The 15,704-nt window shown below is 72.3% G+C and carries 7 protein-coding genes, 1 other RNA gene and 3 pseudogenes; 2 read left to right on the top strand and 9 right to left on the bottom strand.

The genetic code is table 11. The features are described from left to right. The 7 genes from fabD to ssrA all read right to left on the bottom strand — a co-directional run. Positions 1-1,111: ACP S-malonyltransferase (gene fabD, locus AC08OQ_RS09565; RefSeq protein ID WP_476611991.1), on the bottom strand; the 1,111-nt coding region annotated here is incomplete at its 3' end. A gap of 3 nt (positions 1,112-1,114) precedes the next feature. Further along, complete coding sequence (locus AC08OQ_RS09560) at positions 1,115-1,876, bottom strand: enoyl-CoA hydratase-related protein (RefSeq protein ID WP_476598913.1); 762 nt, start codon at positions 1,874-1,876, stop codon at positions 1,115-1,117. 2 nt (positions 1,877-1,878) lie between these two features. Then, a complete protein-coding gene (locus AC08OQ_RS09555; RefSeq protein ID WP_476598915.1) occupies positions 1,879-3,111 on the bottom strand; it encodes a hydroxymethylglutaryl-CoA synthase family protein in 1,233 nt (410 codons plus the stop codon). Then, positions 3,087-3,851 carry a thioesterase II family protein gene (locus AC08OQ_RS09550; protein WP_476598917.1) on the bottom strand — a complete coding sequence of 255 codons (765 nt, stop codon included), beginning with the start codon at positions 3,849-3,851 and terminating at the stop codon, positions 3,087-3,089. The genes AC08OQ_RS09555 and AC08OQ_RS09550 overlap by 25 nt, the downstream gene beginning before the upstream one ends. Further along, complete coding sequence (locus AC08OQ_RS09545) at positions 3,848-10,570, bottom strand: amino acid adenylation domain-containing protein (RefSeq protein WP_476598919.1); 6,723 nt, start codon at positions 10,568-10,570, stop codon at positions 3,848-3,850. The genes AC08OQ_RS09550 and AC08OQ_RS09545 overlap by 4 nt, the downstream gene beginning before the upstream one ends. A gap of 5 nt (positions 10,571-10,575) precedes the next feature. Beyond that, entirely contained in the window at positions 10,576-11,013 is a 438-nt protein-coding gene (locus AC08OQ_RS09540; RefSeq protein ID WP_462202539.1) for a group II truncated hemoglobin, read from the bottom strand. Positions 11,014-11,523: 510 nt separating this feature from the next. Beyond that, positions 11,524-11,897, bottom strand: a transfer-messenger RNA (tmRNA) gene (gene ssrA, locus AC08OQ_RS09535). A 298-nt stretch (positions 11,898-12,195) separates the two neighbouring features. Here ssrA and AC08OQ_RS09530 point away from each other — a divergent pair. Both AC08OQ_RS09530 and AC08OQ_RS09525 read left to right on the top strand, forming a co-directional pair. Then, positions 12,196-12,669 carry a VOC family protein gene (locus tag AC08OQ_RS09530; protein ID WP_476598921.1) on the top strand — a complete coding sequence of 158 codons (474 nt, stop codon included), beginning with the start codon at positions 12,196-12,198 and terminating at the stop codon, positions 12,667-12,669. A 105-nt stretch (positions 12,670-12,774) separates the two neighbouring features. Continuing rightward, positions 12,775-13,485: pseudogene (locus AC08OQ_RS09525) on the top strand (YoaK family protein). Here the strand turns inward: AC08OQ_RS09525 and AC08OQ_RS09520 are convergent. Both AC08OQ_RS09520 and AC08OQ_RS09515 read right to left on the bottom strand, forming a co-directional pair. Next, positions 13,486-14,505 (bottom strand): annotated as a pseudogene (locus AC08OQ_RS09520) (NAD(P)-dependent oxidoreductase). A gap of 49 nt (positions 14,506-14,554) precedes the next feature. Beyond that, positions 14,555-15,704, bottom strand: a pseudogene (locus AC08OQ_RS09515) (THUMP-like domain-containing protein); the annotation flags it as partial.

The following is a 15,704-nucleotide window of genomic DNA, read 5'->3' as shown; positions in this document are numbered from 1 at the left end:
CCCCCGCGCCGGCCGCCGCGGACACCAGCCGCGAGCCGTTCGCGCCGACGCCCGACGCGCCGACCGCGTAGGCCAGCCGCAACCCGTACCGCTCGCGGAAACCGGCCGCGCCGAGCCGCTCGGCCGGAGCCGGCCCGACCCACGCCGCGACGGCGGCCGGTACGACGACCTCGTCCGGTTCCCGGACGTCGGCGGTCTCGCCGGGGTCGGCCGGCTCGCGGGAGCCGGTGGGTCGACCGACCGCCACCGGCTCCGCGACGGCCACCGACGCCCGCTCCTCGCGCGCCTGCGCCCACAGCTTCGTCAGCACGGTCCCCGGCCCGACCTCGACCAGCTCCTCCACCCCGCGATCGAGCAGGTACCGCATGGTCCGTCGCCACTGGACCGGTGCGCACAGCTGCCGCTCCAGCAGCTCCGGGACCCGGTCGGCGGTGTGCGGCTCGACCGTGGCGTTGGACAGCACCGGCACGCGCGGTTCCGCGAAGATCACCCGGTCCAACGCCTGCCGCAGCCGCGCCGCCGCGGGCGCCATGTGCCGGGAGTGCGCCGCCACGCTGACCTGCAACAGCTTCGTCTTCGCCGCGCCGGCCGCCCGCACCAGCGGCGCGATCGCCCGGACCTGCGCCCGCGGCCCGCAGACCACGATCTCGCGCGAGGAGTTGTAGTTGGCGACCTCCACATCCGGGGCGTCCGCCGCCACCAGCACCTGGCGGAGGCGGTCCTCGTCGAGCCCGAGCACGGCGAGCATCCCGCCGCCCCGGATGCCACCCATCAGCTCGGCCCGCCGCGCTGTCAGGCGCAGGCCCGTCGTGAAGTCCACCGCGCCCGCCGCGAACAGCGCGCTGTACTCGCCGAGGCTGTGCCCCACCATGAAGTCAGGCTGCGGCGCGGCCGCCGCGAGATCCAGGTAGCGCAATGCGTTGACGGTGAACATGACCGGCTGGAGGTGCCGGGTGTCATCCAGCCGCCGCAGGTCGCCGGCCAGCTCGCGCACCGAGAGGCCCAGCACCTCGTCGGCCTGCGCGGTGAGGTCGGGGAACCGCTCGAACAGGCCGTCGGCCATGCCCTTGCGCTGCGAGCCCTGGCCGGGGAACGCCCACACAATCGCCACCGGCTACTCCCAGGGGTAGCGGCCGGTCGCCGCGAAGCGGGCGAAGCGATCCCGCACTCTCGGCGTCCCCGACAACCGGTCGAACTCGGTCACCGCGAGCCGCCTGGTCTCCGGCGTGATCGGGTGGAGCGCGCCAAAGAACCGTTTGGCGTCGCCCACCACCGTGTCGTCCAGCTTCGCCAGCCGCGCGGTCAGTCTGCGCACCAGCGGGGCCGGGTCGGGGGACACCTCGTCGACGAGCCGCCACCGCGCGGCCTCGGCCGCGGTGACCGGGAGCGTGGTCAGCGCCATGGCGTAGGCGGTCTGGAAACCGACGCGCCGCACCAGGAACGGCAGCACGCTGCACGGCAACAGCCCCCACATCGCCTCGGGCAGGCTGAAGACACCGCGTTCGGTGCTGTGCACGAGGTCGCTGGCCGCCACCAGCCCGACCCCGCCGCCCGACACCCGGCCGTCCACGCACGAGACGACCAGGCGCGGCACGGCCGTGATGTGGTCGAACAGTTCGAAGAACACGCCGCCGCGTTCGGCCGGGTCGTGGCCGGAGTCGTCGGCGCGGGCGGCCGCCGCGACGTCCATGCCGGCCGAGAACACGCCGCCCCGCGCGCGCAGCACGACCAGCCGGCAGTCGGGCCGCGCCTCGGCCTCGTCCAGCGCGGCGTGCAGGGCGGCGATCAGCGCCGGGTCGATGGCGTTGCCCCTGTCCGGGCGGGCGAGCGTGACCCGCACAGCCGGCCCGGCCCACTCGACCTCGAGGGCGGGCACGGTCAGCTCCACCGATAGACGCGGTGGTAGCGGTCGATGTGATCGAGCACCAGCAACCCGGCCCCGTCGAACAGCTCGGCGTACAGCTCGGCGTACGGCCCGGTCTCGAATGCCTGGCCCGCCACGCCGTGGCCGCGGTCGCCGCCGAGGGCCACGGCCTGGTCGTACTCCGCCATCGTGAGCGCGCGTCGGGAGGCGATCCGCTCGCCGATGCCGAACCGACCCACCGCCTCCACCGCGTCGGCCCCCAGCACGCCGCTGAAGAACTCCGACCCGCAGCCGGATCCGTAGGAGAACAGCCCGATCCTGGCCGGTGTCACTGGCATCGCGCTACCGAGCAGCGAGGCCAGCGCCAGGTACAGCGACGCGGAGAACAGGTTGCCCACCTGCGAGGCGTACTTGACGGTGGGCGCCACCCGACTGGTGAAGTCGGTGTCGGCGTCCTTCGACGCCAGGGCGCCCTGCTTGCGCAGCAGCATGCGGTGCGCGCCCTTCACCATGCCGGCGAACGGCGTGTGGAACACCAGGTACGCGAACGTGTCCACGACGTCGCTGCCGACCACCCGCTCGCGGTAGGCGGCGAAGCTGTGCTCCAGGCACGTCAGGTACGACAGCAGCGACAGGTCGGAGTCGACGACGGCCACGTCGGCGCTGGGCCGCAGGGTGTCCATCACCTCGAACGTGTGGGTGCCGCTCGCGCCCACGTCGAGCTCCAGCACCGCGCAGTCCCGACTGACGATCATCGCCACCGCGCCCGCGCCCTCGGACGGCTCCCAGTACGTGCCGCGCGAGCCCGAGCCGGGCACGTCGGCGGCGATCACCAGCGCCTTGGCACGTGGCACGGGCGAGTAGGCGATGATGCCCGCGGCGGTGTGCAGTGCCGCCGTGCCGCCGTAGCAGGCGTGCTTGACCTCGAACGACCGGCACCGCGGCGACAGCTCGAGGTGGCGATGCACATAGGTACTGATCGGCTTGCCCATGTCCACACCGGACTCCGTGCCGACGACCAGCAGCTCGATGTCCGCCCGGTCGCGCTCGTCCATCGCGGCCAGCAGCGGGCGGGCCGCGTTGACCGCGTTGGTCACCGCGTCCTCGCACGGCAGGTTCACCGACTTGCGGGTCATCATCAGGTTGCCCAACCGGGCGATGTCCAGGCCACGTTCCCGGAACAGGTCCTCGACCTCGAAGCAGGCCCGCCCGACGTAGCAGTTCAGCGCCTCGATGCCGATGGCCATACAACATCCCCCTCGAGGTCGGTCATCAGGTCGTCGTGGAGCGGGTCCGGCAGCCCGGTCAGGTAGAAGTGATCGCCCGGATAGACATGCAGGCGGAAGGCGCCGTCCGTGGTGACCCGCCATCGCTCGGCCTCCACCGGCTCGACCTCCGGGTCCCGGTCGCCGGTGAACGCCGACACCGGGCAGGTCAGCCGCGGCCCGTCGCCGGGCCGGTAGCTCTCGTTGACGGCGAAGTCGGCACGCATGGTCGGCAACAGCAGCTTTATCAACTGCGGCTGCTCCAGCAGGACGTCCGGCGTCCCGCCCAGGCCGACCACCGCGGCGATGAAGTCGTCGTCGGGGACGTCCGCGAGAGGGCGGCGGCGCGCGGCCAGGTGCGGCGCGCGCCGACCGGACACCAGCAGCCGCACCGGGGCACGGCCCTCCCCGGTGAACCGGCGTGCCGCCTCGTAGGCGACGGCCGCGCCCATGCTGTGCCCGAACAGCGCGTAGGGCCGGTCCAGGTGCGGACGGAGTCCCTCGCACAGCGGGCCGATCAGATCCTCCATCCGTCGGTAGGGCGGTTCGGCGATGCGGGACTCCCTGCCTGGCAGCAGCACCGGGCACACCTCGACGGCCGGACGCAGCCGATCGCGCCACGGCAGGAAGAAACCGCCGCCGCCGCCCGCGTGCGCGACGCAGAACAGGCGCAGCGGCGCCTCGGTCATCCGCGGGGTCGGCTTCGTCCACGGACCGGTCACGGCGTCCTCCCGGGGCGCAGCACGACGTGGCCGAAGGAGCCGACCGCGCCGACGGCGTTCACCAGGACCCGTCCCGGAAGGGCCGGCCGCGCGGAGTCGACCAGTTCCAGCCTCGGGTCGTCCCAGTCCACCAGGGGCGTCCGGTGCGTGCTCACCAGCGTGGGCGCGAGTGTGCCGTGCCGCAGCTGGAGCAGCGCCTTGGTGAGTTGTGACATGCCGGCCGCGGCCTCCAGGTGTCCGATGTTCGGTTTGACCGTCCCCACGGCGAGCTGCCCGCCGCCGTCGGATCTCAGCGCGGCGAGCAGCCCGGCAAGCTCGGCCGCGTCCGCCATCGGCGCGCCGGACCCACCGCACTCGACGTAGCTGATGTCGGCCCCGCACAGGCCGTGCGGCCCCAGCACCTCGCAGACCGACTCGGCGAGCGCGTCGCTGTCGGGAACACCGAAACGGCCCCGTCCGCCCACGCCGCCGCCGCCGACGGCCTCGATGACGCCGTGTACCACGTCGCCGTCCTCCCGGGCGTCGGCCAGCGGGCGCAGCACCAGCGCGCCGGCCCCCTCACCCGGCGACCACCCGGCGCCGTCGGCGGCGAACGCACCGTCCGCCGGGACCTCGGTGGACAGCCCGAGGTCGCGTAGCACGGCCAGGTGGTAAGGGTGGGTGACCAGGTTGACGCCACACACCAGGGCCGCGTCGCACTCCCCTGCCCGCAGTGCCGTCACCGCCAGGTACGCGGCGGTCAGCGACGACGAGCAGGAGGTGTCCACCGCCACACCGAGACCGCGCAGACGGAAGGCGTGGGCGAGGCGAGCCGGAAGGTCGGACGCGGCGGCGGCGACCAGCGCGGGGGCACCGGCGCGCCACCGAGCCTCACCGACATGCCGGTGGTCGTGCCACATCACCGCGACGTACACGCCCACGCGAGGGCCGCCGTGACCCCGCGGCTCACTGATCAGGCCCGCATCCTCCAGCGCCTGCCAGGCGACCGGCAGCAGCAGGCGCACCTGCGGGTCCAGCAGCTCCGCTTCCCGTGGCGAGATCCGGAACGGCAGCGCGTCGAAGGTGGTGACGTCGGTGAGGAAACCGCCGTGCGGCGGCTCGAAGCCGTCGCGGAGCGCCGCGGCGCGGGCAGGCGGCACCGGGCCGACCGAGCGGCGGCCGGCCCGCAGGTTGCGCCAGAACGCGCCGACGTCGTCCGCCTCCGGGTAGCGGCCCGCCATCCCGGTCACCGCCACCTCGGCGGTGTGGCGCCGCCCGGTCGAGACCCAGCTCACCGGTCCGGCCGCGGGCCGGGGCGACGAGACCTCCACGCGCGGCGCCGGGACCGCGGTGTTCCCGGCGGTCGACCTGTCCACCGCCCCGCCCAGGAAGGAGTGCAGCAGCCGCTGGCCCGGGTGCAGCCGGAAGTGTTCACGTACCGAGTCGAACGCCATCGCCCCGATCGGGCACAGCCCCACCGGCTGCTCGGCCTGGGCGGTCATCAGCAGCTGGCTGACGTAACCGGCCTCCAGCGCCAGATACAGCTCGGACTCCTCGGCGTAGAGCGGTTCGATGCCGCGCGGCTCCGAGATCAGGTACAGCTCGAACCCCGCCCGGTCGAACACCTCCCGGTTGTACTGGAAGTGCGCCTCGACCATGCTCGGCGAGCCCTCATGCACCCGTTGCAGCACGTGCTCGTCGGGTCGGTGGTAGTAGATGCCCGGCGCCAGGCCCTTCACCCCGTTCGGCCGCACATGGAGGTACACCTGCACGGCGTAGGTGTCGCCCGCGGACGGGTAGAGGCGTCGAGGTCTGCCGTCGACGTCGCTCGACCGCAGCGATCCGAGCAGCGCGCGCAGCGCGTCGAGGGTGACCGACCCGCCGGTGAAGTCCCGTCGGGTCGCGCGGTCGCGGTAGGCCCGGGCGGGCGGCGCGGCGCCGCCGAGCCGGGTCGCCGGCTCGTCCGGCGAGGTCGGCCGCAGGTGCCGCCGGCCGGCCTTGAACCGCGCCCGGTCCTCGGGCGAGAAGAACTCGACCTCGGTCTCCCCGGGGCCCCCAAGCGCGGACGGCTTCTCCCGTGCGAGGTATGCGGCGATGCCGCGCGCGCTGGGGTCCGCCAACAGCGCCGACACCTGAACCCGCACACCGTGCCGCTCTCGCAGCGCGGTGGACAGCCGCACCATCGTGAACGAGGTCGCACCCTGGTCCCACAGGTCGCGCGCCGGGTCCACCGAGGGCACGCCGAGGTACTCCGCGAGCAGAGCCGCGATCTCCTCGGCCAGCTCGTCGGCCGACGCCCCGGGTGTCACCCGGTGACCAGCCGACACACCCGGCGCAGCCCGGTCGTCGACGACGGTCCGGTGCTCGACGGGCGGGTTCGGGCCGGCGGGTTCGCCGGCGTCCGCCGCGATCCCGCCTCCCGTCGACGTGGCCCGCCCCACCGGCCACGGCAGGGCGTCACGGTCCAGCTTCCCGTTGGCGGTGGCCGGGAACGACGCCACGAACACGACGAAGTTGGGGACCATGTAGTCGGGCAGCGTCTCGGCGGCGAACGCGCGCAGCCGCGCCGCCTCCGGCCGCGCCGCGCCCGGCTCCGCCTGGAGGTAGGCGACCAGCTTCCGATCTCCGCCGTCGTTGGCCCGGGCCAGCACGACCGCCTCCCGCACCGCGGGGTGCTCGCGCAGGCGATGCTCGATCTCGCCGAGCTCCACCCGGAAGCCGCGGATCTTGACCTGGCCGTCGCGGCGTCCCAGGAACGTGATGATCCCGTCCGGTCGGAACGCGGCACGGTCGCCGGTGCGGTACATGCGTTCGCCCGTCCGGTCGGTGAACGGGTCGGGCAGAAAGCTGCGGGCGGTCAGCTCCGGGTCACCGTGGTAGCCGAGGCTGAGGCAGTCGCCCGCGATGTAGAGGTCGCCCTCCTCGCCGATCGGGCACGGCTCCAGGGTCTCGTCGAGGACGTAGTACCGCGAGTTGTCGATGGGGCGGCCGTACGGGATGCTGCGCCACCGCGGGTCGACCACCTCGACCGGGAACCAGTTGGACCGGACCGTGGCCTCGGTCGCGCCGCCCAGGCTGACCAGGCTCGCCCGCGGCGACACCGCCCGCAGGTCGGCCGGCAGGCTCAGCGGCGTGTAGTCACCGCTGAGGAAGACCAGCCGCAGGTCCACCCCGGCGCGGTCGCGCAGCGACGGCAGCAGCGTGGCCAGCGACGTCGGCGCCGAGTTCCAGAAGGTGATCGGCTGCTCGGCCAGCACGTCGGCGAGCAGCTCCGGGTCCCGCTGCTCGCGCTCGTCGGCCACGTACAGGCTCGCGCCGCGGCCCAGAAGCCCGAGGATGTCGAACACCGACAGGTCGAACCCGAGCGAGGTCACGCACACGCCCACGTCGCCGGGTCCGAAGCCGAAGGTGCGGTAGCACCAGTTGAGCAGGTTCCACACCGGCCGATGCGTCACGGCGACGCACTTGGGTCGCCCGGTGCTGCCGGAGGTGAAGATGTAGTAGGCGGTGTTGTCCGGGCCGGTCACCGGTTCGGGGTCACCCGGATCCTCGTCGGCGCCCGCCAGCAGCGTGTCGAGCTCGACCACCGGCACGTCGGGCCGCCAGTCCAGCGCGCCCACGGTGGTCAGCACGACGCGCGAGGAGGTACGGGCCAGCATCGCCGCCGCCCGGTCGGGCGGCAGACCCGGCAGCACCGGCAGGTACGCTCCGCCCGCCTTGAGCACGCCGAACACCGCCGCCACCATCTCCGGTCCCCGCCGGGTGGCGACCGCGACCGCCGTCTCGGCCGTGACGCCCCGCTCGCGCAGGCGGTGCGCGATGACGTTGGCCCACCCGTTCAGCTCGCGGTAGGTGGCGATGCCGTCGCGCCACCGCAGGGCGACCGCGCGGGGCCGGCGGCGGGCCTGCTCCTCCAGCAGCAGGTGCACCGGGCCATCCGCCGGGTAGGTCGTCGTGGTGTCGTTCCACTCGTAGAGCACGCGGCGCCGCTCGTCGGCGGTGAGCCGACCGACCCGCTCCTGCTCGTCCGGCTGGTCGGCGAACCCGGTCACGGTGGCACGAAACCGGTCGAACGCCGGGTCGAGCGCGTCGGCGGGGAGGTGGCCGGGCACCACGTCCCACGCGATGTCGAGGGTCTCGCCGTCGTCGACGGCCACGCAGTCCAGCGACACGTCGGAGGTGGCGGTGCGCCAGGGACCGGCCGTCACACCCGGTGGAAGCGGCTGCCCGGACACATCCAGGACGCTGGTTAACACCACGGGCAGCGCGAACGACCGATCGCGGCGCCGGCGCAGCACGACGACGCGCAGGTCGGCGAGCCCGCTCGCGCCGTCGGCCTCGGCGTCCTCGGCGAGCAGCGCGGCCAGCCGGCGGGCCCGCGCGGGCAGGGGAAGGTCCGGCTGGTCCACCCGGACCCAGCTCAGCGCGGTCTGCTCGCCGGGGCGGTACACCTCGCGCCCGGCGGCCCAGCGCACCACCGGCAGGGCGAACGGCGGGTCGAACACGTGGGCAAGCGCGTCGCAGAACGCGGCCAGCAGCGCCGCGTCCGCGGTCACGTCATGCCGTGCCGCCCAGGTGCGCAGCGCGGCCGGGTCGGCCGTGAACCGCAGGCGTTCGGTGCGGCCGGGTGCCCCCGGCGTGAACGGCCCCGACGGCAGGTCCGCCAGGCGGGCGAGCCAGTGCTCACGATGCGCCAGGTTGGTGGCGGACGCGCGCGCCGCGGGCGGCACAGTCCGCGCGGGCGGGTCGGCGTAGCGGCGCAGCAGGGCCCGACCGAGCGCCAGGACGCTCGGCGCGTCGGCCACGAGCAGGTCGATCGCCAGGTGCACGGTGCCCGAACCGTCGGCGCCGCGCCGGACCCGTAGGTCGGTGTGCGGCGCGCGGCCCAGGGGAAACGGCCGGTCGGCGACGTCGCGCGCGATCGCCTCGTCCACCTCGGGCTGGTCGGACTCCACAACGGGGACGCGTCCGCCGGCGGCCGTGGGGGGCAGCACGGTGGTCCGGCCGTCCTGGTCGACGACCGTGCGCAGCACGTCGTGCTCGACGACCAGGTCGAGCCAGGCCTGTTCCAGCCGGGACACGTCGAGCTCGGCGACGTGGAAGCTCTGATAAAGCTGGCAGCCCGCGGTCCGGCCGGACACCCGGGCCACGTGGTAGGCCTGCTGGAGGTCGTTCAGCTCGTCGCCCGGCGTCGGCGCCGCGTCCACGCAGGCCGCCTGGAGCGCGGCCACGAACCGACTGAACAGCGCGTCCGCCACACCCGGCGAGAACAGCGCGTCCGCGGTGTCCCAGCGCCAGCGCAGACCACCGCCGTGTTCCCACATCAGGTGGTCCAGGCCGACACCCGAGGTCTGGCCGACGGCGTGGACCAGGTGGTCGGTCATGCTCGGCGCGTCCGGTTCGCCGACGTCGAGCAGGCTGGTGAACACGACCGGCAGGTCCGGGGCCGGCAGATCGGCGCGGCGCAGCTCGCGCACCACCTCCACACCCGACACCTCGTTGTGCGCCAACGCGTCCCACACCTGCCGATGCAGTGCGGCGGCCAGGTCGGACCGCCGGCGGTCGACCTCGTCGACCACCAGCAGGCAGGTCGAGGTGAAGGGACCGGCCACGTCGTCCGCGCCCCGGCCCAGCCGCACCCGGTCGGTAGTGGTCAGCACCAGCGACCACGGCCGCGGACCGATGGTCAGCACCTCGCAGAACACCGTCAGCGCCAGAGACGACGGCGAGACGCCGAGCGCGGACGCGCGCCGACGCAGGGCCTGCCACTGCCCGGGGTCGAGATGCCCCGTGCGCGGCACGCGCAGGTGGTGCGCGAGCCCGTCGGGCGGTTCGGGCGGGGCCGTTCGCTCGCCGAGGAGAAGGTCGGGACCGGGCGGCACCTCGGACAGCCTCTCGCGCCAGTGCAGCAGGTCCGCCTCCCAGCGCGAGGCGTGCCTGCGCTCGGCGAGCGCGACCGCGCAGTCCCGCACCGACAGCGCCGGCTCGGGCAACCGCGCGCCGGGCTCGCGGTAGAGCAGCAGCCACTGCCGGAACAGCAGCTCCGTGCTGTGCGCGTCGACCGCCGTGCCATCGAGGCTCAGGTGCGCGGAGCCGGCGCCGCCGTCACGCACGACCTCCAGCGCGAACGGCGGGAACGCACCCGGCGGGTACCGGCGGTGCGAAAGCCGTCGGCGCGCCTGCGCGCCAAGCACGGCCACGGGGCCGTCGTGCACCACCGCGACCTGTTCGGGGACATCCGGCCGAACCCGCTGCCCCGTGCTCTCCCCGACCACCAGCCGCAGCGCGTCGTGGTGGGCGACGAGCCGCCGCCACGCCGCGACCAGCCGGTCGGCGTCCAGCTCGGGCAGCCAGAACTCGCGGTAGTGGTGGCATCCGATCGCGTCCGGTCCGAGCTCGACGTACTTGCCGACGACGTAGGCTTCCTGGACCGGGGTGAGCGGGAACGGCTCGTACCGTTGGGCTGGCTTCGCCACCAGTGGCCGCGCCCCGCTCCCCGGCGCGTCGCCGACCAGCCGCGCCAGGTCGGCGACGGTCTCGCAGCCCACGAGGTCCGCGAGCGCGACCTCCCGGCCGAACTCGGCTTCGAGATCGAGCAGCAGCCGGGCCGTGGCGAGCGAGGACAGCCCGAGATCCGCCAACCTGCTGCCGGCCTCCGGGTCCGCGTCGTCGGCCACGAGGCCGCACACCAGCCGCACCGTTCGGCCGACCGCGTCCGCGAACTGGTCGGTCACCGTCATTCCCGTCACCACGTCCACCGGCCGAGGTCCGGGTAGGGCGGTTCCATCAACGGCGAGGTGTCCGAGGCCGAGACCTTGACGGTGAACCCCGCTGCCTTACGCACCTGCGCCTCGAACGCGGTGCGGAACCGCTCGTCGGAGGGCATCCCCACCGCGTCGGCGGAGGCGAGCATGAGCGTGACGAACCGATCCTGCTGCTCGGGGGTGATGCGCAGCCCCAGGTGCGCCTTCATCAGGCTGAGGAACCCGCCGAGCTCGTCGGAGTACCGGGAGGGCCCGCCAAGCATCTCGACCAGGAAGGCCGTCAGGTGGTCGGTGTGGTGTGGTGTTCCGTACTCGAACAGACTCCGCAGCAGCGGGTCTGCCACCACCGCCTGGTGGAAGTGCTCGGCGAGACCGCGCAGCGATGGTTCGCCGCCGACGTGTTCGAACATGGTGGCCATGAGCGCAGCTAACCCCCGCGTCGGATGCCGATTGGGACGGCAACGTAGCCAGGGGAGGCGTGGCGGGTCTGCGCAAAGTTGCACAGACCCGCCACTGCGTGACGCGACTACCACCAGTGGGTGTCACCGTTCGGTGGGGCGAGAGAGGCGATTGTCGGCGTCATCGGTGCTACCTGCCGACCTGCTCAGGCGCGTTACCGGGATCTGCCCGAACGCCAGCGACGCCGCCGCTGGCCGCCACACACGATGTCCGAGTCACACGGCGGTCCACCAAGGGCATGTAGATGATCTTTGTGGCGCATCGCGCAGCAGACGCTCCGGCGACGCGGAGATCTGCAATGCCGTTGCCGACCGATCCCCGAAACTACGCTCCGCAACCAAGGTCCGCCGGTACGTTCGAGGAATCGAACCAAACGATCAGCGCCCCGACCTGGACGTCTTCTATTCGATAAATCATCAGATCTCATAGCTTTTACCTATTTATCCAGGTCAGGGCATTGTTACGCATCGTGGTGGAGGTGGCGGGAATCGAACCCGCGTCCTCCGGCCCCGACACAGGGCTTCTCCGGGCGCATCCTGCTACTTGTTTCTCAGCCCCGTCGGACACGCAGGCAAGCCGACATAGGCTCAGTCGCTGTTTGATGTCCCGACCGACCCCGCGACCGGGTCAGCCGGTGATCCTCCTAGCGACGTCAGATTCTGGGCCGGAGGCTCTCCCAGACTGACGACTACCTAGTCCCTCTTAAGCGGCGAGCGCGTAAGTGGGGGTAGTGGGCTGCGTCTTGTTGGCAGCTGTTGTTCTGAACGGATCGTTAACGAGATAACCGCTCATCCTCGGCCCGCTTCCCCTGCCTCGACGTCCGGAGTCGAAGCCGGTCACCCCCAATTTCGGATCAGTTACGGCATTTTAGCATACCGCACGACGCGGGCGCCAGCACCAGCCGACAGACGCTCCTGCCAACCCGGCCCATCGCGCGCGTCACTGCATCCAACGCTCGGACGCCAGCTCCATGTTCCCACGTCGGGCACCCCGCGTACCAACGGGTTTCCGATGCGGCGGGCCGTGGCGGGCGCGCGTCACGGCGGCCGGGCCCCGTGGGCATGCCGTCGCGGGCAACGCCGTTGTACGGAGTTGTTGTATGGATAACGGCTACCAGACGACCAGCGCCTCGGGAGATCACCGTGGAGATCAAGGAACTGGGACATCTCGTCCTCTACGTCCGGGACATCGGGCGTTCCAGCGCCTTCTACCGGGACGTACTCGGCTGGCGGCAGATCTTTCCCGACCCGGCGGGCGCGGACGGCAACCCACTGCGGGGCCCCGCCGCCGCGTTCTCCTCCGGACGCACCCACCACGAGCTGCTCCTCATCGAGGTCGGCGAGGACGCGGCGGCCATACCCCAGGGCCGGCGGGTGGGGTTGTACCACTTCGGACTGAAGGTTGGCGACAGCGATGACGAACTGCGCGCGGTGCTCGCCCGTCTGCACGACGCGGATGTGACCATCGTCGGCGCGTCGGATCACACGGTCACCCACAGCTTGTACATCCTCGACCCAGATGGCAACGAGATCGAGCTCTACATCGACGTTCCCGGGGTCGACTGGCGGAGCACTCCCGCGCTCGCCGCGGCTCCGGTCCGTCCGTTGCGGCTCTGATCTGATCAGAAGATCTGATCAGATCAGATCAGAGGCGCCGAGATCAGAGGCGCCGGGAGTTCCCGCCTCCCGCCGCACCGGCCGTCACTCGGTGAAACTGTGCCCATGCGGCCGTCCCCCGACCAGCGTCGACGGCTGCCGGCGCTGCTGGTGGCGTTGGCGATCCTCACCGGTCTCGTCGACGCGGTCAGTTTTCTCGGACTCGGCCGGGTATTCGTGGCCAACATGACCGGAAACGTCGTCCTGCTGGCCTTTGCGCTGGCCGGGGCCCCGGGCCTGTCCGCCGACCTGTCGGCGCTGGCCCTGGCCGGGTTCCTGGCCGGAGCCGTCATCACCGGACGGATCGGCACGGTGACCATAATCGGCGGTCGTCGCTTCTCGTAGCTGATCATCGCGATGGCCGCGCAGACCGGGCTGATGGCCGGCGCGCTGATCGCCGCGCTGGTCACCCAGGGACTCGGCACGGAACCCGAGATCCCTGAGATCCCCGAGGCCCGGCCCTATACCGTCATCCTCCCGCTGGCCCTCGCGATGGGCCTGCAGCACGCGACGGCTCGGCGGATGGCCGTTCCGGACATCCCGACGAACGTGCTGACCAGCACCTTGACCGGGATCATCATCGACTCCCGGCTCGGTGGGGGAATGGGCCGCGGTGGGGCGCGGCGGTTCGCCGGCCCCGTCGCCATGTTCGCCGGAGCCCTGATCGGGGGCCTGTGCCTGCTCCATCTCGGCCGGATCGTCCCGCTCGTCGTGGCGACCGGTACCGTCACCGGCTGCCTGATCGCCACAGTGACCGGCACCGTTGCGGCGCCATGATCAGGAAGCCGGGGAGACTTCGCCACCCGCGCCACCCGCGCCGCCCGGCCTGGTCGCACGGCGCCGCTGCCGGATGACGACCGTCGTGTCGAGACCACCCTCGCCGTCCGCCTGGGCAGCGGCGAGATCCCGCTCGGCCAGCTCGATCATCGGCAGCGGGATACCACGCCGGCCCGCCTCGGCAAGGCAGATCCGCAGATCCTTGCGCATCCAGTCGACCGCAAACCCGAAACCGAACTCGTCGCGCACCATGGTCTGACCACGATTCGCCAGGTACCACGAGTTGGGAGTCGAAATGAAATAACTTGCGCGTTTCGAACCCTCCACAGGCCTGTGACCTGCGATGATACTCTCGATCACGTATTTGTTACTTCATTACGTCCCCTTGGCGGCGCCGCCGGCCACGGCGGAAAGCACCAGATCGGTGTCCAGACCGGCGGCAATAGCGAAGTTGATGGCCTCGGCCGCCCCTTCGACGGCTCCCGCCACCAGAATCTGATTGACCATCTTGGTGAGTTGTCCGCTACCGACCGGCCCGACCCTCGTGATAGTCGCGCCGTAGGCGGCGAGCACCGGCCTGGCCCGCTCGATCGTCTCAGGATCCCCACCGCACATGATGCTCAGCCGGCCGGCCACGGCACCTGCCTCCCCGCCGGAGACCGGGGCGTCGACGAAACCGACGCCGACCTCGGCGGTGCGCACCGCAATCTCCTCCGCGAGTTCCGCGGAGGTCGTCGTGTGATCGACGATGATCGCACCGGGCCGAATCGCTCCCAGCATCCCGTCGGTGCCGATGACGACCTCGCGGACGTCGTCATCGGCACCGACGCAGAGGCAGACGACGTCGACCTCAGTCGCCGCGGCTGCGGGCGACGGCGCGATCCGGCCGGAATGTTCCTCGGCCCAGCGTGCCGCGGTCGCGGCCGTGCGGTTGAACACGGTGGTGGAGAACCCGGCCCGAACCAGGTGACCGGCCATGGGAAATCCCATCGTGCCCAGTCCGACGAAGGCAACACGCATGAACGTCACTCCTGTTTCGCCCCCGATGGCGTCCACCGGGATTGGTCGGTCATGAGGATCGGTCAGTCGCCACCGCCCCGGCATCCGATGCCCCGACATCCGATGCCGGGGTGCAGACGAAGGCCCAGGGAGCTCCACGCAGCCTCGTCATCACCACGGTGACAGCCGGTCCACCGGGAATCAGATCACGACGGCGGGGTAGCAACCGGCGGCGGATCTCCTCGACGTCGCCGGCGAGGCCGCGTCGCCGGACGTCCAGCGAACGGATCTCACGAGACCGCAACAGGTCCGCGATCCGGCGCACGTCGAAGGGCAGCTCGGCCTCGATGCGCAGCAGGCGGGAGAAGGGGGTCGTCACTGCCTCGTCGGAGGTCAGGAAGGCGATCATTGGATCAATCTGCCAGACTCCAAGGCGCCGCCCGAGCTCGCCGACCAGGCCCGCCCGAGTGACCGCCGGGCTCGGATCGTGGAGGAACCGGCCCGGAGCCGCTACCCGATCGGCGACCTCGCCAACCCGACCCGCCGGTCCCACCGGTCCCACCGGACCCACCCGACCCGTATCCGCCGGGAGGACTGGATCCGGGGTCCCGGTGAGGCTCGCCGGCGCTTCCCCGGCCCGCAGGGAGGCCGTGCTGCCCGGCCCGGGCAGCACAGTGGCGCGACGCGAGGCGGTCGCGAGGGCCGGTGAGAACAGCACGGCCTCCTTGAGATCCCGTCCGTCGGCCACGAACTCGATCTCCCAGCCGGGGGGGAACCAGCTCCGTCGCCAGCCCTGGCGCGGCCTTCACCGCGATAGCCGCAACCTTGTCGGCAAGCCCGAAGCACCAGGCCAGCGGCGGCTCGCTCGCCCGCGACGCCAACCGACGGTCGCCGGCACGCCGGGCCGGATCGACGAACACGGCGTCGCATCCGGAGAGGTCCACCTCCCGCACGTCGGACAGGCGCGTCTCGAGGCATCCCGTCGGCACGGCCGATCCCGTGAGCGGAACGGTCGTGAGCGGAACGGTCGTGGACGGAAGGGCCGAAGGCGGCGCGGTCGTGCCCTCGGCCGCGTGGACGGCGACGTTGAGCGCGGCCATCCGCAGATGAACCGGATCCCGGTCGACGATCATGATCTCCCGGCCCCGGGCGAGGGCCAGCGCGTCCCCGCCGATCCCCGTGCACAGGTCGGCGAGCCGGCCTAGGGCCTGTTTGGGAAG

Source organism: Frankia sp. CcCS3 (genome assembly GCF_977927575.1).
The sequence above is the reverse complement of the archived record's forward strand: the minus strand, read 5'-3'. Positions and strand labels throughout refer to the sequence as shown.